This is a genomic window from Actinophytocola algeriensis, from assembly GCF_014203735.1.
GTDB lineage: Bacteria > Actinomycetota > Actinomycetes > Mycobacteriales > Pseudonocardiaceae > Actinophytocola > Actinophytocola algeriensis.
In genome coordinates this window covers 787110-810817 of the sequence record NZ_JACHJQ010000001.1, presented here as the reverse complement: position 1 = coordinate 810817, position 23708 = coordinate 787110, and the positions used below count along the sequence as shown (strand labels likewise).

The 23708-nt window shown below is 72.5% G+C and carries 27 protein-coding genes; 12 read left to right on the top strand and 15 right to left on the bottom strand.

Features of this window, described 5'->3' with window-relative positions; translation table 11 throughout:
• Positions 1–22: 22 nt before the first annotated feature.
• The gene (locus FHR82_RS03810) at positions 23–355 is read right to left on the bottom strand and encodes a phosphotransferase-like protein (RefSeq protein ID WP_311770855.1); all 333 of its coding nucleotides are present in this window, start codon (positions 353–355) and stop codon (positions 23–25) included.
• On the opposite strand from FHR82_RS03810, the gene FHR82_RS03805 reads away from it, so the two are divergent.
• Complete coding sequence (locus tag FHR82_RS03805) at positions 290–832, top strand: sulfotransferase-like domain-containing protein (protein ID WP_184809351.1); 543 nt, start codon at positions 290–292, stop codon at positions 830–832. The genes FHR82_RS03810 and FHR82_RS03805 overlap by 66 nt on opposite strands.
• 282 nt (positions 833–1114) lie before the next feature.
• Here FHR82_RS03805 and FHR82_RS03800 read toward each other — a convergent pair whose 3' ends face one another.
• Entirely contained in the window at positions 1115–2494 is a 1380-nt protein-coding gene (locus tag FHR82_RS03800) for an FAD-binding oxidoreductase (protein ID WP_184808794.1), read from the bottom strand.
• A 262-nt stretch (positions 2495–2756) separates the two neighbouring features.
• Here FHR82_RS03800 and FHR82_RS03795 point away from each other — a divergent pair, with 262 nt between their 5' ends.
• Positions 2757–3593 (top strand): tetratricopeptide repeat protein, encoded by an 837-nt coding sequence (locus FHR82_RS03795; protein WP_184808793.1) that lies wholly within the window; start codon positions 2757–2759, stop codon positions 3591–3593.
• Here FHR82_RS03795 and FHR82_RS03790 read toward each other — a convergent pair.
• Positions 3548–4651, bottom strand: coding sequence for a Fic family protein (locus FHR82_RS03790; protein WP_221463274.1), 1104 nt, complete (start codon positions 4649–4651; stop codon positions 3548–3550). The genes FHR82_RS03795 and FHR82_RS03790 overlap by 46 nt on opposite strands.
• A gap of 545 nt (positions 4652–5196) precedes the next feature.
• Here FHR82_RS03790 and FHR82_RS03785 point away from each other — a divergent pair.
• Positions 5197–6801 carry an ABC-F family ATP-binding cassette domain-containing protein gene (locus tag FHR82_RS03785; RefSeq protein WP_184808791.1) on the top strand — a complete coding sequence of 535 codons (1605 nt, stop codon included), beginning with the start codon at positions 5197–5199 and terminating at the stop codon, positions 6799–6801.
• Between the two features lie 31 nt (positions 6802–6832).
• Here FHR82_RS03785 and FHR82_RS03780 read toward each other — a convergent pair whose 3' ends face one another.
• Entirely contained in the window at positions 6833–7480 is a 648-nt protein-coding gene (locus FHR82_RS03780; protein ID WP_184808790.1) for an enoyl-CoA hydratase-related protein, read from the bottom strand.
• Positions 7481–7504: 24 nt separating this feature from the next.
• Complete coding sequence (locus tag FHR82_RS03775; RefSeq protein WP_311770854.1) at positions 7505–8368, bottom strand: aminoglycoside phosphotransferase family protein; 864 nt, start codon at positions 8366–8368, stop codon at positions 7505–7507.
• A 75-nt stretch (positions 8369–8443) separates the two neighbouring features.
• Here FHR82_RS03775 and FHR82_RS03770 point away from each other — a divergent pair, with 75 nt between their 5' ends.
• On the top strand, positions 8444–9361 hold the full coding sequence (locus tag FHR82_RS03770) for a 1-phosphofructokinase family hexose kinase (protein WP_184808789.1): 918 nt from the start codon (positions 8444–8446) through the stop codon (positions 9359–9361).
• Positions 9362–9370: 9 nt separating this feature from the next.
• On the top strand, positions 9371–10129 hold the full coding sequence (gene surE, locus FHR82_RS03765) for a 5'/3'-nucleotidase SurE (protein WP_184808788.1): 759 nt from the start codon (positions 9371–9373) through the stop codon (positions 10127–10129).
• Positions 10130–10144: 15 nt separating this feature from the next.
• Here the strand turns inward: surE and FHR82_RS03760 are convergent, their stop codons facing one another.
• Entirely contained in the window at positions 10145–11041 is an 897-nt protein-coding gene (locus tag FHR82_RS03760) for a MerR family transcriptional regulator (RefSeq protein WP_184808787.1), read from the bottom strand.
• A gap of 45 nt (positions 11042–11086) precedes the next feature.
• On the opposite strand from FHR82_RS03760, the gene FHR82_RS03755 reads away from it, so the two are divergent.
• Positions 11087–11782 (top strand): maleylpyruvate isomerase family mycothiol-dependent enzyme, encoded by a 696-nt coding sequence (locus FHR82_RS03755; protein ID WP_184808786.1) that lies wholly within the window; start codon positions 11087–11089, stop codon positions 11780–11782.
• Here the strand turns inward: FHR82_RS03755 and FHR82_RS03750 are convergent.
• Positions 11770–12486, bottom strand: coding sequence for a copper homeostasis protein CutC (locus FHR82_RS03750; protein WP_184808785.1), 717 nt, complete (start codon positions 12484–12486; stop codon positions 11770–11772). The genes FHR82_RS03755 and FHR82_RS03750 overlap by 13 nt on opposite strands.
• A gap of 75 nt (positions 12487–12561) precedes the next feature.
• On the opposite strand from FHR82_RS03750, the gene FHR82_RS03745 reads away from it, so the two are divergent.
• The 5 genes from FHR82_RS03745 to FHR82_RS03725 are packed head-to-tail and all read left to right on the top strand — an operon-like array spanning position 12562 to position 16549.
• The gene (locus FHR82_RS03745; RefSeq protein ID WP_184808784.1) at positions 12562–13086 is read left to right on the top strand and encodes an RNA polymerase sigma factor; all 525 of its coding nucleotides are present in this window, start codon (positions 12562–12564) and stop codon (positions 13084–13086) included.
• 32 nt (positions 13087–13118) lie between these two features.
• The gene (locus tag FHR82_RS47235; RefSeq protein WP_184808783.1) at positions 13119–13886 is read left to right on the top strand and encodes a cupin domain-containing protein; all 768 of its coding nucleotides are present in this window, start codon (positions 13119–13121) and stop codon (positions 13884–13886) included.
• Positions 13887–13896: 10 nt separating this feature from the next.
• Positions 13897–14676, top strand: a complete 780-nt coding sequence (locus tag FHR82_RS03735) for an ABC transporter ATP-binding protein (protein ID WP_184808782.1) — start codon at positions 13897–13899, stop codon at positions 14674–14676.
• A complete protein-coding gene (locus FHR82_RS03730; protein ID WP_184808781.1) occupies positions 14673–15983 on the top strand; it encodes a hypothetical protein in 1311 nt (436 codons plus the stop codon). Before FHR82_RS03735 ends, FHR82_RS03730 begins: the two co-directional genes overlap by 4 nt.
• Entirely contained in the window at positions 15980–16549 is a 570-nt protein-coding gene (locus FHR82_RS03725) for a hypothetical protein (RefSeq protein ID WP_184808780.1), read from the top strand. The genes FHR82_RS03730 and FHR82_RS03725 overlap by 4 nt, the downstream gene beginning before the upstream one ends.
• Here the strand turns inward: FHR82_RS03725 and FHR82_RS03720 are convergent.
• Positions 16543–17286 (bottom strand): AraC family transcriptional regulator, encoded by a 744-nt coding sequence (locus FHR82_RS03720; protein WP_184808779.1) that lies wholly within the window; start codon positions 17284–17286, stop codon positions 16543–16545. The genes FHR82_RS03725 and FHR82_RS03720 overlap by 7 nt on opposite strands.
• A 65-nt stretch (positions 17287–17351) precedes the next feature.
• Here FHR82_RS03720 and FHR82_RS03715 point away from each other — a divergent pair, with 65 nt between their 5' ends.
• Positions 17352–17930: a TIGR03086 family metal-binding protein gene (locus tag FHR82_RS03715; RefSeq protein ID WP_311770853.1), complete on the top strand. Its 579-nt coding sequence runs from the start codon at positions 17352–17354 to the stop codon at positions 17928–17930.
• Here the strand turns inward: FHR82_RS03715 and FHR82_RS03710 are convergent.
• The 7 genes from FHR82_RS03710 to FHR82_RS03680 all read right to left on the bottom strand — a co-directional run bounded on the left by FHR82_RS03710 (position 17893) and on the right by FHR82_RS03680 (position 23704).
• On the bottom strand, positions 17893–18507 hold the full coding sequence (locus FHR82_RS03710; protein ID WP_184808778.1) for a TetR/AcrR family transcriptional regulator: 615 nt from the start codon (positions 18505–18507) through the stop codon (positions 17893–17895). The two genes, FHR82_RS03715 and FHR82_RS03710, sit on opposite strands and share 38 nt — an antisense overlap.
• Positions 18504–18899: a VOC family protein gene (locus FHR82_RS03705; RefSeq protein ID WP_184808777.1), complete on the bottom strand. Its 396-nt coding sequence runs from the start codon at positions 18897–18899 to the stop codon at positions 18504–18506. The genes FHR82_RS03710 and FHR82_RS03705 overlap by 4 nt, the downstream gene beginning before the upstream one ends.
• Positions 18900–19010: 111 nt before the next feature.
• Positions 19011–20258, bottom strand: coding sequence for an RNA polymerase sigma factor (locus FHR82_RS03700; protein ID WP_184808776.1), 1248 nt, complete (start codon positions 20256–20258; stop codon positions 19011–19013).
• The gene (locus FHR82_RS03695) at positions 20255–20662 is read right to left on the bottom strand and encodes a YciI family protein (RefSeq protein ID WP_221463423.1); all 408 of its coding nucleotides are present in this window, start codon (positions 20660–20662) and stop codon (positions 20255–20257) included. The genes FHR82_RS03700 and FHR82_RS03695 overlap by 4 nt, the downstream gene beginning before the upstream one ends.
• Before the next feature lie 95 nt (positions 20663–20757).
• Complete coding sequence (locus FHR82_RS03690; protein WP_184808774.1) at positions 20758–21720, bottom strand: NAD-dependent epimerase/dehydratase family protein; 963 nt, start codon at positions 21718–21720, stop codon at positions 20758–20760.
• Positions 21721–21733: 13 nt separating this feature from the next.
• Positions 21734–22579 (bottom strand): sigma-70 family RNA polymerase sigma factor, encoded by an 846-nt coding sequence (locus FHR82_RS03685; protein ID WP_184808773.1) that lies wholly within the window; start codon positions 22577–22579, stop codon positions 21734–21736.
• Positions 22580–22654: 75 nt separating this feature from the next.
• Positions 22655–23704, bottom strand: a complete 1050-nt coding sequence (locus tag FHR82_RS03680) for an aldo/keto reductase (RefSeq protein ID WP_184808772.1) — start codon at positions 23702–23704, stop codon at positions 22655–22657.
• Positions 23705–23708: the final 4 nt, after the last annotated feature.

Below are 23708 nucleotides of genomic sequence, written 5' to 3'. Positions count from 1 at the left end.
CGACATCATCCGTCGGCAGGTCCTATCGGACGAGTTGCCTGCGCAGTACAGCTCTGGCCAGTTCGGCGGGCGTTCCCGTGGTGCTGTCGACGGTCATGTCGTAGGTGGTGCCGTGGTCATGAACCATGCGGTAGTGGCCTCGTGCGAGCCCGCTCGGGTTGCGCCGGGCGCGTTCCCGCTGTTCTGCGACCACGAGCGGGCACGTAACGCGCACCAGCAGCACTTCCAGACCAGACAACGCATCCATCCATGTCGGCAGCAGATCCGGGGTCAGCAGCAACTCATCGACGTGCTGCTCGAGGTCAACGCAGGCGGGCGCCGGGTGTTCGCCAAGGACACCTCCGACTACGAACACGCTCCGCTGACCGACGACGAGCGCCTGTTCACCCACGTCACCAACACGTTCATGATCCGGGAACCCCGCGGCGCGATCGCCTCCCACTACGCCAAGAACCCGGACGCCACCCTCGACGAGTACGGGTTCGAGCGCCTGAACGGCATCTTCGAGACCGTACGCACCGCCACCGGCGAGACCCCGCTGGTCATCGACGGCGACGACCTCGTCGCCAGACCGGAATCCACGGTCCGGGCGTACTGCGAACGCGTCGGGCTCGAGTTCATGCCCGAGGCGCTGAACTGGTCCCCCGGCCACCAGTCGACCTGGCAGCGCACGGCCCGCTGGCACGCGGAGGTGGCCGAGAGCAGCGGCCTGGCCTCCAAGCCGGCGGCGGCGCACCACGAGTCCCCGGACACCAACGACCACCTGCGCCGCGTCGCCGCCCACCACCAGCCCTTCTACGACCGGCTCGCCCAACACCGCATCGCCGTCTGACGCTCGTGCCGCGCTGGTGTCCTGAGTCGGAAGCCGGACCGCCGAGAAGCGTGCCGAACTTTCTGGAGCCGCGCGGCCACCAGCCGCTGAGCTGCGCGAACTCAGCCGCGATGTGCCGCATTAGGTGATCGTCCTCTCGAAACGCACTCTTCGGGGACGGCTTCACTCCACAGACGACGGTCCGGAGAACCGGGCAACGCCAACCCCGGGCACCGACAGCTGGACGGCACGCACGAAAACCGTGCCGCCGGACCAGGCGACACGGTTTCCGATCCGCGGGGGTTACCCGTCCGAGGGCGGGATGTTGCTGTTCAGCCGGAACAGGTTGCCGGGGTCGTAGGTCCGCTTGGCCGCACGCAGCCGCTCCCACGTGGCGGGCGGGTAGGCCTCGCGGATGCGGGCCGCGCTGTCGCCCCTCAGGAAGTTCACGTACACGCCCGGCACGCCCTTCTGCAGCGTGACGGTGAGGTCGGTGGCCCAGCGGTGGTGCTCGTCGGCGGTGCTCAGGTCGGAGTAGAACGCCGCGAGGTGGACCATGAAATTGCGGTCGCGGTGGGCGTAGGCGGTGGCGTCCTGCGGCACCCTGGCGGTCGCGCCGCCGAGCGGCCGGATCTGCACCGCGGCCATGTCGGCGGTCGACTGCTCGATCTGTTCGAGCAGCAGCTTCGCGTCGGCGATGGCGATCTCGTCCAGGTAGAAGTTGCTGTCCGCCGCGATGTGGTCGCCGTTGATCCCCTTGTTCGGGAAGATGGCCGGGTACGGGACCTGCGCGATCATGTCGGCGAGCGGGGTCGTGATTCCGCGGAACGGCGCCAGTGCCCGCTCGGCGACCTCGCCCTCGCCCGCGTAGACCATCATCACCATGAGCACCGGGGTGCCGACCTTGTCCTCCGGGATGAACGGCGCGGGGATCCCCAGGAAGATGTTGCCGATGCTGGTCAGCTCGTCCGGCGCGGCCAGGGACAGCTCGCAGTACTCGGTGATGGTCTCCGGCGTGGCGGGCAGCACCAGCAGACCGGCGTACACCGTGCTGAGTTCCTGCAGGCGGAACCGGAAGCGGGTCACCACGCCGAAGTTGGCGCCCGCGCCGCGGATCGCCCAGAACAGCTCCGGGTCGCTCTCCTCGTCGACGACGCGGATCTCGCCGTCCGCGGTGACGATCTCGGCCGCCAGCAGGTGGTCGATGGTGAGCCCGTACTTGCGGGCCAGGTAACCGATGCCGCCGCCGAGGGTGATGCCGCCGATCCCGACCGTGTCCGTGTCACCGAAGCCGAGGACCAGACCGTGCTCGTGGACCGCCGCGGTGACCTCGCCCGTGGTCAGGCCCGACCCGGCCCACACCGTGCGCGTCTCCGTGTCGATCTCCAGGTCGCGCAGTGACGTCACGTGGATGAGGATCCCGCCGTCGGGGAGGGCGAACGGGCTGTGCCCACCGCTCTTGACCGCCAGGGGGACCCCGGTCTCACGGGCCGCCACGACGCCCTTTGCCACGTCGTGGGCGTCGGCGGGCTGCACGATCACGGCCGGGCGCTGGTCCATCCCGCCCATGAAGACCGCGCACGCCTCGTCGAAACCTGCGTCGGCCGGCTCGAGGACGCGGCCTGCGACGTTCTCCCGCAACCACGCGACCGGCACCGACCCCGCCTGGAACCTCTCGCTCATGAAACTCACCCTCGTGTCCGGCGGCAGTGGTCGAATCAAGTCTGCGGGCGGGCCCCTGCGGGGGTCATATCCCAGCGTGCGGAACAGTGCGCGGTCCGGCCTTTGTGGATCGTTTCGATATCGGGAAACGAAGACAAAGTCAGGAGACAAATCCCGGAAATCGTCGCAGGAGGCGGCTGCCGAGCCGCCGTGCGCGAGGACTCGCCCGGCCGGTGCGCCATCATTGACGGTGTCAGGCCGTACCGTGACGCAGGTGGGTGACATGTCGGAGCACACACGCGTCCTCGACCTGGTCCAGGCGGTGGACCTCGACGAGCACGGAGCCGCGGCGGTCGGCGCGTGGCTCGCCGCGCACCGGGCCGAGGTGGTGGCCGCCGTGCTCGCTTGTGACCGCGACACGGCACGCGGGCTGGGCACCCGGCTCGCGGCCGCCGTCTGGCCCTCGGCCCGGCTGCTGCGGGACCCGCGGTGGTGGACCGAGCTGGCCGAGGCGGGCGAGGCGCTCGCCATCGCGGACCGGGAGCCGGGTGTGCTGGCCGACCTGCTGCACCGCGCCGCCGCCACGTTCGCCGAGGGTGGCGACCGGGCGGTGGCCGAAGAGCGGTGGGTGCGTGCGCTCGCGGTCCTGCGCCGCGACGGGCTGCCCGGTCAGGACCGGGTCCTCGCCGCGCTCGGGTCGCTGTACCGCGACTGGCGGCGGCTCGGGAAGGCGCTCGACGCGTACCTCGGGCTGGTGGACGTGCGCCGCGACGCGGGCGACCAGCCCGGGACCGCGGCCGCGCTCGCCGAGGTCGGCACCACGATGCACGCCGCGGGCCGGGTGCGGTCGGCCATGGCGTACTTCGACCAGGCCGACGAGATCATGGGCCGGACCGGTGCGGCGCCCGCCGAGCACGCGCGCGTGCTCGTGTGGTCCGGGCGCACGCGGTGGGAACAGGGCAACCACAACGCCGCGCGGAACCGGTGGAGCCAGGCCCTCGCGCTGCTCGTCGACGTCGACGAGGAGGAGGCGAACCGGGTCCGTGCGCTGCTGGCCGGTGACCTCGACTTCCCCTACCTGTCGAACACCTCGTCGTCGCCGTCGGGTGGGGTCGGGTAGTTCAGTTCGAAAAGGTCCATCACGTCCGGGACGGTGAAAACCTGCGGGTGGTTGCGCCCGTTCATGCTGCGCACGACGCCGATCCGCTGGAGTTGTTTCGTCAGGCTCGCGGCCTGTTGCACGCTGATTCCACAGCGCTGCGCTATCTGGCTGTTCGTGGTGATCGGGGTGGCCGCGAGGTCGCGGGTGACGCGGACGATTCCGTCCATGCGCCTGCCGATCCTGCTGAGGTGTTCCGCACTGATTCGTTCGACCCGGTCGATGAATCGCAGCTGGTTACGGCACAGGTCCGCGATGCCCGTGGCGAAGAAGACGAGGAATCCATCGAGATCTCCCTTGTGCACCATGTCGAGAATGCGGTCGCGGTAGTCGTCCCGGTGCCTGCTCAGCCATTCCGACACCGGCAGCAGCGGGTCGGCCAGCGCGCCCTCCCGAATGAGCGCGAGCGTGATGTACAGCCGGGACAGGTGACCGGCGTGCGCGACCGGCGACAGCACGGACAGCTGGTAGTGCCCCAGCGCGACCCTGGCCAGCAGCGGCGCCTCGCAGCCGGAGTCCACCCACGCCGACCACTGCATGCCGCTGGTCTGCAGCTCCGCGCCGGGCGGGACGGCGACGAGGTACGCGTCGCGTGGATCGGGGCCACCAAGCCAACCTGGCCCGGTGCGCCACGCGATCTCCATCACCTCGTCGTCGTCGATGTGCCCCAGCGAGTCCGCCGCGCCGTCGAGGATCGAGCCGAGCCTGCTGAACAACGTGAGGTTGATCAGGCCACCCGCGCGGACCCACGCCACCGCCTCGTCGTTGGCGCGCAGATATCGCCGCAGGCCGAGGTCGACCTCCGGAGTTCCCGCGTTGCCCGGCAAATCCGCGAGGAGCAGTTCCCGCAATGCCCCGAATACGCCGCCGAGTTCTCCCGACCCGTGCACGTCGCGCAGCTGGGCCAGCCGTACGAGCCCGGCCCGGTTGGGCAACCGCGCCGCCGCCTCGTCGAGCCTTCCGATCGCCTGTTCCGCCTCGGCGAGAATGCGGTAGGTCTGCGGCAGCAACCGCACCATGGACGGCAATGGACGCGGCAGGAACGCGCCTTCCATGCGAACCCGAGGCGGAATGTCACCGATGCCTTCAGCGAGGAACCAACGGCCCGTCTCGGCGGACATTGCGTCAGGCATGGCGGAAAGACTGGCCGACCGGACCGAAAATCGGCAAACCTTTCAAAGTCCACACGCAAGATCACCATCCAGGAATCCGCACCGGTCCGGGGGCGAAGCCCGGGTGATCCACCTTCGGCGCCGCCGGGGGACGCCATCACGAAACCGCGGTCCCTCCCTCCGGACCCCGCCACCAGACTCCCTCATGTAGTCGAACAAATGTTCGAGCCGATGTCAAGGTGGGCGGCGGCGCCCCCAGCGCACGCTGCTATCTTCGAGGTGGTTGATCGTGAGGAGCGTTCTGTTGATGGTGGCTGAGGACGACATCTCCGGGTAGATCCGGAGCCGGCCAGCGGTGCCCCGACGTGGTGACACCGCCTGTGGCCGCACCCTCCTTCTGCCCTGTCTTCCTCCGGGCGGCTTTCGCACGCCCGCCGCATGAGAGCGTCGTCATGTCCAAGATCGTTTGTTCGAACCTGTCCTTTTCGTGGCCGGACGGGACCACCGTCTTCTCCGACCTGTCCTTCTCCGTCAGCGCAGGGCGCACCGGACTCGTCGCGCCCAACGGCGCCGGGAAGAGCACGCTGCTGAAGCTGGTCGCCGGGGAGTACGCACCCAGCCGGGGTGCCGTCACCGTCGACGGGTTGCTCGGGTACCTGCCGCAGGCACTGCCGCTCACGGGTGAGCCGACGGTGGCCGAGGTGCTGGAGATCGCACCGGTGATGCGCGCGCTGGCGGCCATCGAGGGCGGCGACGCCAGCGAGGAGAACTTCACCGTCGTCGGGAACGACTGGGACGTCGAGGAACGCGCGCTGGCGCAGCTGGACCGGCTCGGGCTCGGGGACGTCACGCTGGACCGGACGCTCGGCACGCTGTCCGGCGGGCAGGTCGTGTCGCTCGGGCTGGCCGCCCAACTGCTGAAGCAGCCGGACGTCCTGTTGCTCGACGAGCCGACCAACAACCTCGACCGCAGCGCGCGGCGGCGGTTGTACGACGTGCTCGGCGACTGGAAGGGCTGCCTGCTGCTGGTGAGCCACGACCGGGCGCTGCTCGACCGGATGGACCGGATCGCGGAGCTGGAACGTGGCGGGCTCGTGTTCTTCGGTGGCAACTTCTCGGCCTACGACGCCGCGAAGCAGGCCGCTCGTGAGGTGGCGGAGAAGAACCTCCGCAGCGCCGAGGCAGACCTCAAGCGCGAGAAGCGGGAGCTGCAGGAGGCGCGGGAACGTGCCACGAAACGAGCCGCCACCGGTGCGCGCACGAACACCGACATCCCGCGGATCATCCGTGGTGGGTTGAAGAGGAAGGCGCAGGAGTCCGCGGGCCGGGCCGATGACGTGCACTCGCAACGAGTGGAGGAGGCGCGGGCCCGGCGCGACGAGGCGGACCTCGCCCTGCGGGAGGACGACACCCTGTCCCTGTCCCTGCCGGACACCGCGGTGCCCGCGGGCCGGACCGTGTTCCACGGTGAACGGATCCGGGTGCGGGAAATGTTCGCGGGCGAAGGCCTGACGCTCGCGCTGCGCGGGCCGGAGCGGGTGGCGCTCACCGGCGGCAACGGTGCCGGGAAGTCGACCCTGCTGCGGGTGATGAGCGGGGACCTCGAACCGGACGGCGGGCTGATGCACCGGGCCGACGGGCGCATCGCCTACCTGTCACAGCGGCTGGACCTGCTCGACCTCTCCCTCAGCACGATGGAGAACCTGCGGCGGTTCGCGCCCTCGTTGTCGGCGACGGAGACCATGTACCTGCTCGCCCGGTTCCTGTTCCGGGAGGAACGGGCGCAGCTGCCGGTCGGGGCCCTGTCCGGCGGGGAACGGCTGCGGGCCACCTTGTTGTGCGTCCTGCGGGCCGAACCAGCGCCGCGGTTGCTGCTCCTCGACGAGCCCACGAACAACCTCGACCTGGTCAGCGTCGAGCAGCTGACCAGCGCCCTGCGGGCCTACCAGGGTGCGTTCGTGGTGGTCAGCCACGACGACCGCTTCCTCGCGGACATCGGCGTGACGCGGTGGTTGCGGCTCGCGGACGGAGTGCTCACCGAGACCGGACCCGCCTGACCGGTCAGGCGGGCTCACCTGGGTCGTCCGCTCAGTCGCGCAGGGCCGCCAGCGGGCCGGTGTACATCTGCGCCTTGATCGCCTTCAGCGTCTCGGGGTTCTTGCCCACCAGCGAGCGGGCCCGCTTCATGGCGTTCGCCAGCACCTCCGGCTCCGGGACCGCCTCGTCCACCAGGCCCTCGGCCGCCGCCTCCGCGCCGCCGTACCGGCGACCGGTCGTCATGGCCTCGTGCGCGGTCGCCGGGACCAGCTTCGACTGGATCAGCGCCGCCATGCCCGGGGTGAACGGGATGTTGATGTCCACCTCCGGCAGGCAGAAGAAACCCCGGTCGGCGCGCATCACGCGGAAGTCGTGCGCCAGCGCGAGCATGGCGCCCGCGGCGAACGCGTGGCCGGGGATCGCGGCCACGGTGGGCGTCGGGAACTCGAGCACGCGGGCCAGCAGCGCCTGCACGTCCGCGACGTACCCCATCAGCTGGTCGCCGTGCTGCCCCAGCCAGTCGAGGTCGAGGCCGTTCGAGTAGATCTTGCTGCTCGCCGTCGTCACCAGCGGGGCCGGGGCGCTCTCCACCTCGTCCAGCGCGGTGTTCACCGCGGCCAGCCAGTCCGGGTGGAAGCGGTTCTCGCCGTCTCCCAGGTCGAGCACGTAGACGTCGTCATCCCGCTTGAGCGTTGGCATGCCGTCACAATACTGGCGAGTAACTTAGTCGGCCAGGACCGCCGCGAGGACGTGCCGCGAGTTGGCCGCCAGCGCCGGGTTCGTCTCCAGGTAGTACGGCAGCTGGATGATCGCGATCGACAGCGCCCACGCCCGGCCGCGCAGCCACGTCACCTCGTCCGCGGCCAGCGCCGCGCGGTAGACCTCGCGCGCCGGGGCGGGGAGCAGGTTCCACGCCACCTCGAGGTCCACCGTCGGGTCGCCGACACCCGCGCAGCTCCAGTCGATCACCGCGCTCAGCCTGCCGTCCCGGACCAGCACGTTGCCCGGGGTCAGGTCGCCGTGCAACCACGTCGGCGGACCGTCCCGGGCCGGGAGGCGCAGCGCCTCGTCCCAGATCCGGGTGAGCGCGGCGGTGTCGACCAGGTCCGCCGACCGTGCGAGGGCCGCCCGGGTCTCCGCGTCCCGCGCGGCCAGCGGTACGCCGCGGCTCGCCGCCGGGGCGTCCGCGGCGGGCACCTTCCGCAACGCGTGCACGAACGCGGCCAGCTCCTCGGCAAGTTCGTCGTCGGCCGTGACCGGGTTGGCGCCGGGCAGCCAGCGGTACACCGCCCAGGGGTGCGGATAACCCTCGGCCGGGACACCCCGCGTGACCAGCGACGGCACCGTCACCGGAAGGTGTGGTGCCAGCCGCGGCAGCCACCGCTGCTCCCGCTCGACGTCGTCCGCCGCGCCGGGGATCCGGGGCAGGCGCACCGACAGGTCGTCGCCCAGGCGGTACATCGCGTTGTCCGTGCCCGACGACGGCACCGGCTCGACCGGCAGGGCCGCCCACTCGGGGAACTGGCCCGCCACCAGCCGCCGCACCAGGCCGGTGTCGATGTGGGCCTCGTCCGGGTGCATCCGCATGCCGACGATCGTCCGTGCGGTGTCAACCGACTACTTCCCCGCCAGGGCGGGTATGTCCCGTTTGTGACTGAACGGGTGAGTGTGTTCGCACCGTCTCCTCAGCTGACGGTGACGGTGGAAGATCTCGACGGGCAACCGGACGTGCACCTGCACGCCGGCGGCCAAGGGTTCTGGCAGGCGCGGATGATCACCGCGCTCGGTACGCCGGTGACGTTGTGCTGCGCGCTCGGCGGCGAGACCGGCCACGTGCTGCGGCACCTGTTGGCCGGGCACGACGTCGACGTGCGGGCGCGGGACGTCACCGCGCGCAACGGCGCCTACGTGCACGACCGCCGCGACGGGGACCGGAATTCGGTGGTCGAGCAGCGGCCGGATCCGCTGACCCGCCACGAGCTGGACGACCTGTACGAGCTGACCGTCATCGCGGGCATGGCCTCCGGTGTCGCGGTGCTGAGCGGCTCGGTCGACGAGTCGGCCGAGGAGGTCGTGCCCGTCGCCGTGTACGAGCGGCTGACCACCGACCTCGTGCGCAACGGGTGCCGGGTGATCGTCGACCTGGCCGGGCAGCGCCTGTCCGCCGCGCTCGCCGGGACACCTGCGGTGGTGAAGGTCAGCCACGAGGAACTGCTCGAGGACGGCCGCGCCGACGACGACAGCGTCGGCGCGCTGACCAAGGCGGCACGGTCGATCGTCGACGACGGCGTGGAGCTCGTGGTCGTGTCGAGGGCCGCGGAGCCGACGCTCGCCGTGTACGGGGACGCCGGGCTGCTGGTGAGCGGGCCGTCGCTGGAGCCGGTGGACACCAGGGGCGGCGGCGACTCGATGACCGCGGGGATCGCGGCCGCTTTCGCGCAGGGCAAGGACATCGAGGACGCGCTGCGGCTCGGTGCGGCGGCCGGCGCGCTCAACGTGACGCGGCACGGGCTGGGCAGCGGCAGCGGTGACGCCGTGCGGGCGCTCGCGGAACGGGTAGAAATCACGTCGGCGGGGTAGTCGACATGCATGGGCCCGCGCGTACTGGTGACGAACGACGACGGCATCGACTCCCCCGGCCTGGTGGCACTCGCGCGTTGCGCGCGTGACCTCGGCTGGGACACCGTGGTGGCCGCGCCCGCCACGGAGTCCAGCGGCACCAGCGCGGGGCTCACGGCGGCGAAGAACAACCGGCAGGTCACGGTCGAGCGCAGGACGCTCCCGGACCTGCCGGACGTCGAGGTGTACGCCGTGGCCGCGCACCCGGCGCTGATCGTGCTCGCCGCGTGCCACGACGGGTTCGGCGGCAAGCCGGACATCGTGCTGTCCGGGATCAACCGGGGCGGCAACGTGGGGAGCGCGGTGCTGCACTCCGGCACCGTCGGGGCCGCGCTGACCGGGGGCGTGAACGGGGCCCGCGCGCTCGCGGTGTCGCTGGACCTGCCGCTCGACGCGGACTTCGAACCGAGCTGGGACCGCGCGGCGCGGGTCGCGCGGACGCTGCTGCCGGTGGCGGCGGAGCTGAACCCCGGTGCGGTGCTGAACGTGAACGTGCCGGACGTGCGCGAGCTGAAGCCCGCGCGGTGGGCCCGGCTCGCCTCGTACGGGCGGGTGCAGCACAAGGTGACCCAGCTCGACGAGGGCGCGATCGAGGTCGGCAGCGTCGAGGTGGACGGTGAGCTGGAGCCGGGCACGGACGCCGCGCTGCTCGAGGAGGGGTACGTGACCGTCACCCCGCTGCGTTCCGTGCACGAGGACGAGACGCTCATGGGTGACGAGTTGCCGTAGACCCGACTGTGCCGGTCATGCCCGGACCGAGGAGGCGAGGGCGTCCAGCAGCCAGCCGTGCCACGTGCCGACGGTCGCCGGTTGGCCGGTGACCGCACCGACGAGCGTCCAGTAGCGGCGCATCCTCGGGTCGCGGTCGGGTGCCGCGTAGGCGAGCAGCTCACGCCGGAACTCGACGGTGTCGCGGCGGCCCCGCACGTCCGCGTGGGCGTCGACGAACCGGTCCAGCTCCGGGCCGGGCGCCGGTGGCCTGCCCGCCTCGACCAGTGGGATCACGAGCTCGCACGCCGCGCCGACACCCGTGAGGAGAGCGGGCTCGTCGAGGTGGGCGTTGGCGCGTGCGCGGGCCAGGTACGGCGCCGCCATCTCGTGCGCGACGGTCACCAGCTCCGCGTACGCGACGACCTGTTCCGGCGTCGGGTCCTCGGGCGGTGCGGGCACGTTCATGACGATGAACGCGTGGCGCAGCTCGGTGGTGAGCGGGTGGACGAACACGTTGTGCCAGAACGCGACCAGCGCGTCGTGGGCGGCGTGCCCGTCGTGGGCGGCGGCGAGCAGCTCGAGCCGCGCGGCCCGGTCCTCGGGGCGGGCCTGCTCGACGGCCAGCAGCGAGGCGCGCCGCCACGCGAGCGCCGCCAGCTCGACGTCCAGCGCGGCCCGTTCGGTGGCGACGGCCTCGTCGAGTGTGCGGCGGCCGGTGAGCACGCCGGTGATCGCGGGCAGTCCGAGGCCGAGTGCCCGCATCCGGCGCACGAGCGTGAGCCGTTCGACGGCGTCGGGGTCGAACCGGCGGTGGCCGCCCGCGCTGCGGCTGGTCTCGAGGATGCCCTCGTCGCAGTAGAAGCGGATGGTGCGCACGGGCACGCCGGTCAGGTGTGACAGATCGCCGATGCCCAGCGTGTTCCCGGTCACACTCGCTCGCACCTCCACCCGACTGGAGTTCCTACGTTACGGCGCATGGAGCTACAGGAGCAGACCGCCGACTTCGCCACGATCGTGACGGGCGCGGCCCCGGACGCGCCGGTGCCGACGTGCCCGGGCTGGACGCTGCGGGACCTCGTCGGGCACATGGGGCAGGCACCGCGCTGGATGGCGGGGGTGGTGCGGTCGGGGGCGGCGGCGGTCCCGCCCGACCCCAGGGACGCCGAGCCGCCCGCCGACTGGCGGGGCTGGCTGCTGGCGGGCGCCGACGAGCTGCGCTCGGCCGTGGCCGAGGCCGGACCCGGCACTCCGGTGTGGACGCTGGCAGGACCGCGGCCCGCGCGCTGGTGGGTGCGGCGGGCGCTCGCGGACCTGGTCGTGCACACGGCGGACGCGGCGTTGACCGTGGGTGTGCCGTTCACGGTGCCGCCGGCGCGGGCAGCGGACGTCATCAGCGAAGGGCTCGACCTGCTGGCCGCGCCGGGTCTCGCGACGTTCCCCGGTACGCGCGAAGGCACGATCGCTCTGCGACCGCCCACCGGGGACGGCTGGCTGATCACCCGCGCGGCGGACGGGCACACGTGGCGGCCTGGCACGGCCGACACCGACACCACGCTGTCCGGGACCACACAGGACCTGCTGCTGGTGCTCATGCGGCGGCTGCCGCTGGACCGCGTCACCGTGACCGGCGACCGGGCGCTGGCCGAGGAGCTGCTGACCTACTCGGTCTGAACGGCGCAGAGCGCGGCGACCTCGTCCGGGTCGGTCTCGAAGTGGTCGAGACCGGGAGGCACGCCGGCACCCGCGTACGAGACGTCCCCGCCGGGCGCCCCGCCCACCGGGCGGCGGGGCGCCGCGTGCAGGTCGCGCACCCCGGTCGCGGCGATGACCTGTGCGGCGTTCGCGGCCCGGACCCCGCCGCACGCCATGACCTCGATGCGGTCGTCCCGTGCGGCGAGGTCCTTGATCAACGGTGCGCCGTCGAGCGCGGAGCGGCGGCGACCGGACGTGAGCACGCGCGTGAAACCCAGTGCCGCCAGGCGGTCCAGTGCCTGCCGGGAGTCGGCGCTGACGTCGATCGCGCGGTGGAACGTGGTCTGCATGCCCGCCGCGGCGGCCACGAAATCAGCACAGCGGTCGTCGACACGACCGTCGCCGGTCAGCGCGCCGACGACGACGCCGGTCGCGCCGTGCTCGCGGGCGACGGCGATGTCGCGGACGATCAGGTCCAGCTCGTCGCGGGTGTAGTGGAAGTCGCCTGGCCTCGGCCGCACCAGCACATGCACCTCGGCCAGCGCGGACGCCGCCTCGATCAGCGCGGCGCTCGGGGTGAGGCCGCCGTCGGACAGGCCCGCGCACAGCTCCACCCGCGCCGCCCCGGCCGCCGCCGCGACCCGCGCACCCGCCACCGACTCGACGCTGATCTCCACCCGCATGAGGATGAGTATCCAGCGTGACGCAGGTCACCTCGATTCGAGAACCTGGGCGGAAAGGTGGTCGTCTAGCCGGATATGTGTGACGAGGAGGAACTCGTCCGGCGAGTGGCGAACGGCGACCGGGCGGCGTTCGAGCAGCTGTACCGGCGCACGTCGCCGTGGCTCGCGGTGCGGCTGCGGCGGCGGTGCTCGGACGACCAGATCGTCGCCGAGGTGCTGCAGGAGACCTATCTCGCCGTGTGGCGGGCGGCGGGCAGCTTCGCGGGTGCGGCGGTGGACGGGACGGCGGTCGGGTGGCTGTGGACGATCGCGGCCCGGCGGCTCGTGGACGCGTTCCGCAGGCGGGCCAGGGAAGCCGCGGTGCCACTCGCCGCCGAGCCGGTCGCCCCGGCCGCGGAGGACGAGGCACTGTCCGATGTGGTCGGTGACCGGGTGGGGGTCGCGCTCGACCGGCTCGCACCGGAACTGCGGCAGGTGCTGCAGGCGATGGTGGTGGACGGGCTGACCGTCCGCGAGACGGCCGCGTTGCTGGGGGTCCCGGAGGGCACGGTCAAGACGAGGGCGCGCAGAGCACGCCTCGCGATGCGGGAGGCACTGTGAGCAGAGCTTGCGGAGCGAACCATGGGGCACAGATGACCTGGCACGCGTCCACCGAACTGCTGCGCGGCTACGCGGACGGGGACGACCTCGCCGCCGACGTCGTGTGGGCGGTCGAGGTGCACCTCGAGTCGTGCGCGGACTGCCGGGCGCGGCTCGCCGCGCAGGCGGTGTCCGTCACCCCGCTCCTGGACCAGGTGTGGGCGGGCCTCGAACCGTCACCGGAACCGGCGCCCGTCCGTCGCGGCCGGTGGCTCGCCACCTGGGCCACCCCCGCGATGGGGCCGTGGCTCGGGATGACGGTGCTGATCACCCTCCTCGCGCTGGTGGCCGACCGGCTCATCCCGCAGCCCTTCCCGTCGCTCGCGTTGCTGCTCGCCCCGATCGCACCGGTCGCGGGTGTGGCGGCGGCCTGGGCGCGCGGGCTCGACCCGGCCCACGAGCTGGTCGCCGCCACCCCGAGGGCCGGGCTGTACCTGGTGCTGCGCCGCACGGTCGCGGTCCTCGCCGTGGTGATCCCGCTCCTGGCGGTCGCCACCTGGACCTCGCCGCTGCGGTGGCTCCTGCCCTGCCTGGCTTTCACGGTCGCCACGCTCGCGCTCGGCGCCTTCACCGGCGTGCGCCGCGCGGCGGCCGTCCTGGTGGGCGGGTGGGCGGCGCTCGTCATCGGGCCGAGCCTCGTCACGGCACGGCCGCCCGCGGTGCTCGAACCGGCCGCACTGGGGGTGTGGGCGGCCGTGCTCGTGGCGGGCGCGGCTGTGGTCCGGCTGCGTGCCGCCGTCTTCACGCGGCTCGAACTCTGAAGGAGACAACATGCCTCGCATGGTCAGTGCGGCCGAGATCGCGCCGACGACCTATCCGCATCAGATCCACGCGCAGGGCCTGCGGGTCCGCGCTGGGCGGCGGATGGCGGTCGACGGGGTGGACCTGTCGCTCACCACCGGCGTCCACGGGCTGCTCGGCCCCAACGGCGCCGGCAAGACCACGCTGATCCGCGCGCTCGCGACGGTGTTGCGCCCGGCGGGCGGCGAGCTGGACCTGCTCGGCGGCGCCGACCCGAGGGCCGTGCGCCGCAGGCTCGGTTACCTGCCGCAGGAGTTCGGTCACTACCGCCGGTTCACGGTGCGCGAGTTCGTCGAGTACATGGCGTGGCTCAAGGAAATGCCGAAGGCGGACCTGCCCGGCGCGGTGCAGCGCGCGATCGAGCGGGTCGGTCTCACGGACCGCGCCGACGACAAGCTGAAGACGCTGTCCGGCGGCATGGTGCGACGGGCGGGCATCGCGCAGGCGATCGTCAACGACCCGGCGATCCTGCTGCTGGACGAGCCCACCGCCGGGCTGGATCCCACGCAACGCATGGACTTCCGGCGGCTGCTGCGGGAGTTCGCCGGCGACACGTGCGTCGTGGTGTCGACGCACCTCGTCGAGGACGTGGCCGCCGCGTGCACCGACGTGGTGCTGCTGGACGCCGGCAAGGTCGTGTTCCAGGGCGCGTCGGCGGAACTCGCGGCCGCGGGCACCGACGCCGATGCCGGTGACAGCCCGATGGAACGCGGCTACTCGGCGCTGCTGGCGCGAGGTGCGGGCCGATGATCCTGCGCACCGAACTGCGGCGCTCCACCGCGCCCGTGCTGGGGATCGGCCTGGTGGTCTTCTCCCTCGGCCTCGTCTACTCGCTGTCCGGGCCGTGGTGGAAGAACACCGCGCCGTGGCACGAGCAGTGGATCGGGCTCGCCCAGTGGACCCGTTACCTGACGCTGTTCCTGTGGCCGTTCGTGCTGGGGATCGGGGCGTGGCAAGGGATGCGGGACGGGCGGTCGCGGGTGACCGAGCTGTTCGCTTCGGCCCCGAAGCCCATGTGGCGGCGACTGCTGCCGACAGTGGGCGCGGTCTCGATCGCGCTCACCGCGGGCTACCTCGTGCTGCTGGCGGTCGGCGGTGTGCAGGTGGCGGCGAACGCGAGCTACTTCCCCATCGGATGGCTGCCGGTGGCCGGGGTCATGGTGCCGGCTCTGGTCGGGATCGCGTTGCTGGGCTTCGGGATCGGGCGGCTCCTACCGTCGCTCATCACTCCGCCGGTGCTGGCCGTCGCCGCGCTCGCGGCGCAGATCGCGGTGATCCAGCGGGGGTGGCCGCTGCTGCTGACACCGGCGTTCGAGGCGCCGGACATCACCGTGTTCACCACGGTCGACCCGGCGGTGACCGCCACGCAGGCGTTGTGGTTCACGGGGATCGGCGCCACCGGCTTCTGCCTGGCCGTCGCGGCGCGGGCACGGGCACGGGTCGCCGCGCTGCTGCCGGTCGCGCTGGCCGCGGCGGTGACCGTGCCGGTCCTGTCGGGTGTGGACAGTCCGGTGGTGGCCGACGAGGACGCGCGGGTACTGGTGTGCGACACCGACGGGCCGAGGGTGTGCGTCATGCGGGCACACGAGGGCTACCTGCCGGCACTCGTCGGCCCCGCACGCGAAGCATTGGCACTGCTCGGAAAACTCCCCTCGCCACCGACGTCGGTCACCGAGTACCCACCCGCCGACGACTTCCGGTCACCGTCGCCGGACGTGGTGCCCGTGCTCTTCTTCGCAGGCCCGGTCACCGATCCGGAGCGCCTCAAGCTCACCCTGCTCGCCGGCGCGGGAACCCCGTCGTGCGTGCACACCTCGGACTGGGACACCGTGACCAGCCAGGTCGGGGCCCGCATCGTCGCGACGTCGTGGTTCACCGGCGAACTGGCGCCATATCCCGGCTCCGACGACGTGTGGGACGCCGCGGAGGACGACATCCGCGCGACGTGGCAGGAGCTGCGGTCGCTGCCCGCGGCGGAGCAGGCGGCGCGGATGGCCGCCTACCGCGAGGCCGCGCTCGACTGCCGCGGCGACCTGTCCACCTTGGCCACGGCATGAGGTGGCTCCTGCTGTACGTGCGGTCGCGGCGGGCGGCGGCGAGCACGGGGATCGCCCTCGTGTCCGCCGCCGCGCTCGGGCTGCTCGCGGCAGGGAGCGACGCGGAGATCACCCGGGTGGTGCTCGCGTTGTTCGCGGTCACGGTCGTCGTGTCGGTGGCGGCCACGTCGCTCGCGGGACCGGACCCGTCACTGGAGCGGACCGCGGCACTGGACTGGCGGCCGCGCAGGGCGGTCCACGCGGTCACGGTCTGCGTGGTGGCGGCGGGGTCCGTCGCGGCACTGGGGATGCCCGCGGACGTGGTGGTGCGCAACGCGATCGGGCTGACCGGCCTGGCCGCGCTGGGGGTCGTCGTGCTGGGTGGTGGGCTCGCGTGGTGTGTGCCGATGGTGTGGACGGTCGTCGGCGTCACCGCGATCCTCGCGGCGAGGACCCCGCCCGCGCCGCTGCTGACGTGGCCGGTCCAGCCCGCTCACTCCGGCGCCGCGACGGTCGCCGCGTGCGTGCTCGGCGCGGTGGGTCTGGTGGCCTACGCGCTGGCCGGACCGTCCGCGCGGAGTCAGTAGCGCTGTGCGTACCAGGTGGGTGGTTCGCCGAACATGCTCTTGAAGTCGCGGATGAAGTGGCCCTGGTCCGCGTAGCCGAGGTCGGCGGCGAGAGCGGCCCAGTCGATGTCGCCGCCGGCCGCCATCCGCTCGGTCACCTCGTGCAGGCGGTAGCGGCGGATCACCCACTTCGGCCCGATGCCGACGTACTCGGCGAACAGCCGCTGCACCCCGCGCACGCTCATCCTCAAGCGCTCGGCGAGCGTCTCGACCCTGGTCACGTCCGGGTGGTCCGCGATGGCCGCCACCGCGTCCGCCGCGGCGAACGCACGCGGATCGGGCTCCGGCAGGTGGCCGAGCAGGAACCGGTCGACCGTCGCGGCGTCCGGGTCCGCCGGCACGTCCGGCCCGAACACCTCGGCCGCGGGTACCACCCGGTCGGTGATCGTCGAGACCGCCGCGCCGAGCCACGGGCGGAAGCAGCCGGGCCGGAACGCGACGCCGAACACGTGCCCGACACCGTCCAGGACCTTGATCTGGTGGCCGCTGACCACGCCGTTCACGTCGGCGCGGCCCCCGCCGAACGACAGGTGCACGTTCGGGTACGGCACGATCTTCTGCCGGTAGGGCTCCTCGTAGTCCCAGTCCACGACCCAGTAGCGCGCGACCCACGGTCGCAGCGCCGCCGACGGTTCCGGGTGGCCGTGGCGCTGGTACTTCGTCCAGGCGCTCCCGACCTCGCGGACATCCCTTCCCACGGTGGCCGAGTCTATGTCGCGTTCGTTCAATACCGCCCGCGTACCGCCGACCTAGCCTCGCCGTCATGTCACACATGTCCACCGCGGCCGACGCTCTGGCCGACGTCGTCCGCGCCATCGAACCCGGTCAGCTCACGAACCCGACGCCCTGCGCCGAGTTCGACGTGCGGGAGCTGGTCCACCACCTGCTGTACTGGGGCCCGTCGCTGGAAGCCGCCGGCCGCAAGGAGAACGCGTCACCATCCGATGTGGACAGCACGGACTGGCGCGGCGACCTGCTCGCGCAGCTGACCCGCACGGTCCAGGCGTGGGCGCCCACGTCCGCGTGGGAGGGCACCACGAGCATGGGGCCCGCCCAGGTGGTCGGCGAGATGATCGTCGGCGAACTGGTGGTGCACGCGTGGGACCTCGCCCGTGCCACCGGGCAGCGCCTGGACCTGCCGGACGACCTGCTCGCGTACACCTACGACGGGATCGCGGCAGGCGCGGGCCAGGGCCGCGAGATGGGTCTCTACGGACCGGAGGTGCCGGTGCGCGCCGACGCGCCGCTGCTCGACCGCGTCCTGGGCATGACCGGCCGCGACCCCGCCTGGGCGAGCGCCGCGCTCAGTGCCGGTGCCGCAGCTCCTTCGGCTGCTTGCTGATCCACACCAGCCGCTCGAAGTCGACGGCGACGCCCCGCAGCAGCACGTCCACCAGCGTGCGCGCGTCCTGCGGGGCGTCGCCGAACAACGCGCGCTGGTAGACGGTGGCCGCGAGCAGGTCGACGACCAGGTCCGGGTCGACCTCCGCTCGCAGCTCACCGCGGTCCACGGCCCGGCGCACGGCGATCAAGGCCGCCTCCCTGGTGGGTGCGACCAGCGTGTCCACCAGGTGCCGCCGCAGCTCGGCATCCGCGCAGTCCGCGACCAGCGGTGCCAGCACTCCCGGCGGCAGGCGGTCGTTGAGCATCTCGGTCAGCAGGCCGACGCCCTGGATGAGGTCGCAGCGGGTGCAGCCGTTGTCCGGGGCGGGCGGGCTGGCCAGCAGGGTGGCGAGGGCGTCGATGACCAGGCGCTGGCGGGCCGGCCAGCGGCGCCGGATCGCGGCCTTCGTGGTGCCCGCGCGGGCGGCGACCGTCTCGAGCGCGAACCCGGACCAGCCGCGTTCCCGCAGGACGGCGACCGTCGCGTCGAGCACCGCGGCGTCGATGGCGGTGTCGCGGGGACGACCGGGGCTCACACCGTCTCGTCCCGCACGTCCTGCGGGTACCAGCGCAGCTCGATGGTGTTGCCGTCCGGGTCGGCCACGTAGATCGACGTCGCGTCACCCCGCGCGCCGGACCGGCCGACCGGGCCCTCCAGCACGGTGAACGTGCCGGCGTCGATCACCTCCTGCCAGTCGAGCGGCTCCACGACCAGGCAGAAGTGGTCGACGTTGGAATCCCCGCGCGGCTTGTCCACCAGGTCGAGGATCGTGTGCTCGTTCACCCGGACCGACGGGAACGGCAGCGTCCCCGCCCGCCACTCCTCGACCCGCATCGGCTCGAGGCCGAGCGGGCCGGTGTAGAAGGCGAGCGACCGCTCCACGTCCGCCACGTTGAGCACCAGGTGATCGAAGTCCATGACACGCATGACTGTCCTCCCAGAATTACGATCCGAACCGGATCGGATCGTAACAGCTCCATGACCGGATGAGGAGAAGGAAGCTGTGGCTGTTCCTCGGCCGCCTCGTGGCGGCCGGTGTCACCGGGCTGGGCCTCCGTCACGGGAGTCGCGGGTGTCGTGCGCGAGAGCGGACGCCTTCATCCGCAGGTAGCGCTGTTCCTGCAGTGACCGCGTGCCCCGGGCGGCCTCCTGGTACTCGGCCAGCGCGCCCTCGGCGTCTCCCGAGAGCTCCAGCAGGTGGGCACGGACCGAGTGGAGCCGGTGGTGGCCGGTCAGCCGCTTGTCGTGCGCCAGCTCTTCGACCATCGCGAGCGCGGGTGCCGGACCTCGGGCCATGGCCACCGCCACCGCGTGGTTGAGCGCCGCCATCGGACTGCCGGTCATCTCGGCGAGGACCCGGTACAGCGCCTCGATCTGCGGCCAGTCCGTCTCCTCGGCCGTCGGCGCCTCGTCGTGGAGTGCGGCTATCGCGGCCTGCAGCTGGTACGGGCCGGACGGGCCTGCCGACATCGCCGCGGTGACCAGCCCGACGCCCTCCTCGACGAAGTCCCCGTGCCACAACGAACGGTCCTGCTCGGCGAGCGGGATCAGCGCGCCGTCGTAGCCGACGCGAGCGTCGCGGCGGGCGTCGGTCAGCAGCATCAGCGCGAGCAGCCCACCGACCTCGCCGTCACGCGGCATCAGGCGGTGGACGATGCGGGTCAGGCGTATCGCCTCCCGGGACAGCTCGGCGCGGTAGGCCGACGGGCCCGCCGTGCTCGCGTAGCCCTCGGTGAAGATCAGGTACAGCACGCGCAGTACGGCCGCGAGCCGTTCTTCGCGGTCGGCGGGCAGGCGGAACGGGACGCCGCTCGCCTTGACCCGCTGCTTGGCACGCGTGATGCGCTGCGCCATCGTCGGTTCGGGCACCAGGAACGCCCGCGCGATCTCGGTCGTGGTGAGACCGGCGACCGACCGCAGCGTGAGCGCGATCTGCTGCGTCCGCGGCAGTGCCGGGTGGCAGCACAGGAACAGCAGGATCAGCGTGTCGTCGGCCTGGTCCGCGTCGGCAGCGGGCGCGGTGGCGGACAGTTTCCACGTGTCCTCGCGGCGTTGCCGCGCCTGCTCGTTGCGCAGCAGGTCGGTGAGCCGCCGGGACGCGACCGTGATGAGCCACGCCTTCGGCTTCTCCGGCAGACCGCTGTCCGGCCAGGTCGTGGCCGCCGCGATCAGCGCCTCCTGGACCGCGTCCTCGGCCGCGTCGAAGTGGCCGTAGCGGCGGACGACCGCGCCGAGGACCTGCGGCGCGAGCTCACGCAGCAGGCCCTCGATCGCGGCGGTCGTCACGCGATGTCCGCCAGGCCGTCGATCAGCGGCCGGATGTCGACGTACCCGCGGGCCTGGACGTGGGCGGGCGCCGGGGTCGCCGCGAGCTTGGCGGCGATCTCGGTGGCCCGGTCGTAGCTCGCGCAGTCGACGATCGTGAGGCCGACCATCACCTCGGCGGTCTCCGCGTACGGGCCGTCGGTCACCACGGTCTCGCCGTCCTTCTCCGCCACCCGGCGCGTCAGCACGGGCGCGGCCAGGCCGTGCCCGGCGACGAACTCGCCGGACTCGACCAGTTCGTTCGCCCACCTGCCCATGAAGTCGCCGAGCGCGGCGACCTCGTCCGGCGTCCACGCGCGGCCCGCCGGGGTGTCCTTGCCCGCCATCGCGTCGTAGTCGGCCTGCGAGGCGTAGTGGAGGATCATGTACTTCACGGCTGTTCTCCCATCGGAGTTCGATGTTCCGCCCGGGACGTCGAGGCCGCCTCGGCGCCCCACGACAGCCCTTCTTGTGACGTCGGTCACATCATCTTCGGCACCCGGTCGTGGGCCGCCAGCCACTCCAGTGCCTCCCGGACCGCCTCGAGCGAGCTGTACCTCGGCCGGTAGCCGAGCAGCCGTCGCGCCTTCGCGATGCTGCTGTTCGGGCTGTGCGCGATGTGGTCCCAGGTCAGGTCGGCGGCCGCCGGCGTCACCGTCTCCCGCCACCACTCCCACGGCAGGAACGCCAGGTCGGCCTCCCTGCCGTACCAGCCCGCGACGCGCTCGGCGAAGCCGCGCAGGGTCAGCGCGGCGGGCGAGACGACGTGGAAGCTCTCCCCGACCGCGACCGACCGGCGCGCCATCGCGGCCGTGAACGACTGGGCGACGTCGTCGGCGTGCACGTGGTGCAGCGTCTCCAGACCGAGGTTCGGCAGCGCGACCTCCTCCCCCTCGGCGAGCCTGCGGTACACGTCGAGGTCGAGGTTGCCCGCCGGGTTGACCGGCACCCAGCCAGGCCCACTGATGTGCCCGGGGTGCAACAGGGTGGCGGGGAAGCCGTGCCTGCGGGCCTGGTCGAGCAGGTAGGCCTCGATCTCGGCCTTCCGCACGCCGTACTCGCCGAACGGGCGGCGCGGCGCCTCCTCCGTGGTGGGTACCTCCACGCTCGGGCCGTGGATCCAGATCGTGCCGCAGTGCAGGAAGTGCTGGACGCGCCCGGTGAGCGCCTCCACCAGGTGCCGCGCGCTGGCGAGGGTGAAGCAGATCAGGTCGATCACCACGTCCGGTCCGAGGTCGCGGACGCGGGCGCCGAACGTGCCCGCCGCCTCCTCCGCGTCCCGGTCCGCGACCACCGTCGTGACCGCCGACCACGCCCCGTCCTGCCGGTACGGCGTCGCCTTGCCCCTGGTCAGGACCGTCACCTCGTGCCCGGCCGCGACCAGCCGGGGCACGAGGTAGCCGCCGATGTGCCCGGTGCCGCCGAGGACCACCACGCGTGTCATGCCGCGATCGTGGTCAGTCCTCGACGGTGATGTCCAGCCCGGCCAGCAGGTCCGGGTCGGCCAGCAGTTCCATGCCCGTGATGGTGTCGCCGTCGAAGAAGAACCGGACGGCCACGCGGACCTTGCCGCGCGGCGCCCACACCGCACCAGGCAGGCCGTCGAGCAACGCGGCCCGCGCGTCGCGGGCCCGGCCGGAGAAGTCGCGGGCGACCGCTTCCGCACCGACGACCTCGCGGTTGCCGCCCATGCGGACGGCCATGTCGTCGGACCGCAGCGTCGCGCTCGGGTCCAGCAGGGCGACCAGCCCCGCGAAGTCGCCGCCCCGGGACGCGGCGAGGAACGCACGCACCACCTGGCGGCGCCGGGCGACGTCGTGCCCGTGCGCCTCCGCACCCTGCACGCGCCGCCGGGCGCGGCTCGCGAGCTGCCGCGCCGCGGCCGGGGTGCGCCCGACGATGGGCGCGATCTCCTCGAACGGCACGGCGAACATGTCGTGCAGGACGAACGCCAGCCGCTCGGCGGGACCGAGCGTGTCGAGGACGACCAGCAGCGCGAGGCCCACCGAGTCGGCGAGCACGGTCTCGTCCTCCGGCCCGGCCGCGGCCGCGGGTTCCGGCAGCGACTCGACGGGTTCCTCGCGGCGCGCCCTGGACTGCAGCATGGTCAGGCTGACCCTGGCGACGACGGTGGTGAGCCAGCCCGTCAGGTTCTCGACCTCGCTGGTGTCCGACCGGGCGAACCGCAGCCACGCCTCCTGCACGGCGTCGTCGGCCTCGCTCACCGAGCCGAGCATCCGGTACGCCACCGCCCGCAGGTGGGCCCGGTCGGCCTCGAACCGCGCGGCCAGCTGTTCCTGCATCACACCCCTCCCCCTCGGGTCAGGCCAGAGTCATGTCACCACACCTGACCTGACCCGACGGGGAAGTGTGACGAGTCAGGCGGCGGCGCGCTCCCCTGCCGGGCGCCGCCGCAGGCTCGCGTCCGCCAGCACCGGCGGCAGCCACGCGCCGTCCGCGCGGTACAGGTCGGTACCGGGCGCGACGATCTCGTCGATGCGGTCCAGCGTGGCGTCGTCCAGCGCCACGGACGCCCCCTTCAGCGTGGCCTCCAGGTGCGCCATGGTGCGCGGGCCGATGATCACCGAGGTGACCGCCGGGTGCGCGGCGGCGAACGCGACCGCGAGCTCGGGCAGCGTGCAGCCGAGCCCGTCGGCGACCTCGACCAGCTGCTCGAGCGCGTCGAACTTCGCCGCGTTCTCCGGCAGCGCCGGGTCGAACCGGAACGGCGTGATCGCCGCGCGCCCCCGTGTCAGGTCGATGTCCTGGCCGCGGCGGATCTTGCCGGACAGGAACCCGGAGGCGAGCGGGCTCCAGGTCAGCACGCCCATGCCGAGCCGTGCCGCCGTCGGCAACACGGTTGTCTCGATTCCGCGTGCCAGCAACGAGTACGGCGGCTGCTCGGTGCGGAACCGTTGCAGGCCACGGCGTTCCGCCACGTGGTAGGCCTCGACCATGTCCGAGGCGGGGAACGCGGAGCTGCCGAAGGCGCGGATCTTGCCCGCCCGCACGAGATCCGTCAGCGCGGACAGGGTCTCCTCGATGTCGGTCCGGTGGTCCGGGCGGTGGACCTGGTACAGGTCGATCCGGTCCGTGCCCAGCCGCCGCAGGCTCTGCTCCACCTCGTGGACGATCCAGCGCCGCGAGTTGCCGCCCTTGTTCGGCCCGTCGCCCATCGGGAAGTGGACCTTGGTGGCGAGCACGACGTCGTCGCGGCGGCCCTTGAGCGCCTTCCCGACGATCTCCTCGGACTCGCCCATGGAGTACATGTCGGCGGTGTCGACGAAGTTGATGCCCGCGTCGAGTGCGGTGTGGATGATCCGGACGGCGTCGTCGTGGTCGGCGTTGCCGACCGAGCCGAACATCATGGCGCCCAGGCAGTGGACGCTGACCTCGATGCCGGTGCCGCCGAGTACGCGGTAGCGCAAGGTT

What these genes read in the sequence shown, in the direction of transcription:
- FHR82_RS03800 (WP_184808794.1), bottom strand. Translation starts at nt 2,494, where the DNA reads ATGAGCGAGAGGTTCCAGGCGGGGTCGGTGCCGGTCGCGTGGTTGCGG.
- FHR82_RS03795 (WP_184808793.1), top strand. Translation starts at nt 2,757, where the DNA reads ATGTCGGAGCACACACGCGTCCTCGACCTGGTCCAGGCGGTGGACCTC.
- FHR82_RS03790 (WP_221463274.1), bottom strand. Translation starts at nt 4,651, where the DNA reads ATGGTGCGGTTGCTGCCGCAGACCTACCGCATTCTCGCCGAGGCGGAA.
- FHR82_RS03785 (WP_184808791.1), top strand. Translation starts at nt 5,197, where the DNA reads ATGTCCAAGATCGTTTGTTCGAACCTGTCCTTTTCGTGGCCGGACGGG.
- FHR82_RS03780 (WP_184808790.1), bottom strand. Translation starts at nt 7,480, where the DNA reads ATGCCAACGCTCAAGCGGGATGACGACGTCTACGTGCTCGACCTGGGA.
- FHR82_RS03775 (WP_311770854.1), bottom strand. Translation starts at nt 8,368, where the DNA reads ATGCGGATGCACCCGGACGAGGCCCACATCGACACCGGCCTGGTGCGG.
- surE (WP_184808788.1), top strand. Translation starts at nt 9,371, where the DNA reads ATGGGCCCGCGCGTACTGGTGACGAACGACGACGGCATCGACTCCCCC.
- FHR82_RS03755 (WP_184808786.1), top strand. Translation starts at nt 11,087, where the DNA reads ATGGAGCTACAGGAGCAGACCGCCGACTTCGCCACGATCGTGACGGGC.
- FHR82_RS03750 (WP_184808785.1), bottom strand. Translation starts at nt 12,486, where the DNA reads ATGCGGGTGGAGATCAGCGTCGAGTCGGTGGCGGGTGCGCGGGTCGCG.
- FHR82_RS03745 (WP_184808784.1), top strand. Translation starts at nt 12,562, where the DNA reads ATGTGTGACGAGGAGGAACTCGTCCGGCGAGTGGCGAACGGCGACCGG.
- FHR82_RS47235 (WP_184808783.1), top strand. Translation starts at nt 13,119, where the DNA reads ATGACCTGGCACGCGTCCACCGAACTGCTGCGCGGCTACGCGGACGGG.
- FHR82_RS03735 (WP_184808782.1), top strand. Translation starts at nt 13,897, where the DNA reads ATGCCTCGCATGGTCAGTGCGGCCGAGATCGCGCCGACGACCTATCCG.
- FHR82_RS03730 (WP_184808781.1), top strand. Translation starts at nt 14,673, where the DNA reads ATGATCCTGCGCACCGAACTGCGGCGCTCCACCGCGCCCGTGCTGGGG.
- FHR82_RS03725 (WP_184808780.1), top strand. Translation starts at nt 15,980, where the DNA reads ATGAGGTGGCTCCTGCTGTACGTGCGGTCGCGGCGGGCGGCGGCGAGC.
- FHR82_RS03715 (WP_311770853.1), top strand. Translation starts at nt 17,352, where the DNA reads ATGTCACACATGTCCACCGCGGCCGACGCTCTGGCCGACGTCGTCCGC.
- FHR82_RS03705 (WP_184808777.1), bottom strand. Translation starts at nt 18,899, where the DNA reads ATGCGTGTCATGGACTTCGATCACCTGGTGCTCAACGTGGCGGACGTG.
- FHR82_RS03695 (WP_221463423.1), bottom strand. Translation starts at nt 20,662, where the DNA reads ATGATCCTCCACTACGCCTCGCAGGCCGACTACGACGCGATGGCGGGC.
- FHR82_RS03690 (WP_184808774.1), bottom strand. Translation starts at nt 21,720, where the DNA reads ATGACACGCGTGGTGGTCCTCGGCGGCACCGGGCACATCGGCGGCTAC.
- FHR82_RS03685 (WP_184808773.1), bottom strand. Translation starts at nt 22,579, where the DNA reads ATGCAGGAACAGCTGGCCGCGCGGTTCGAGGCCGACCGGGCCCACCTG.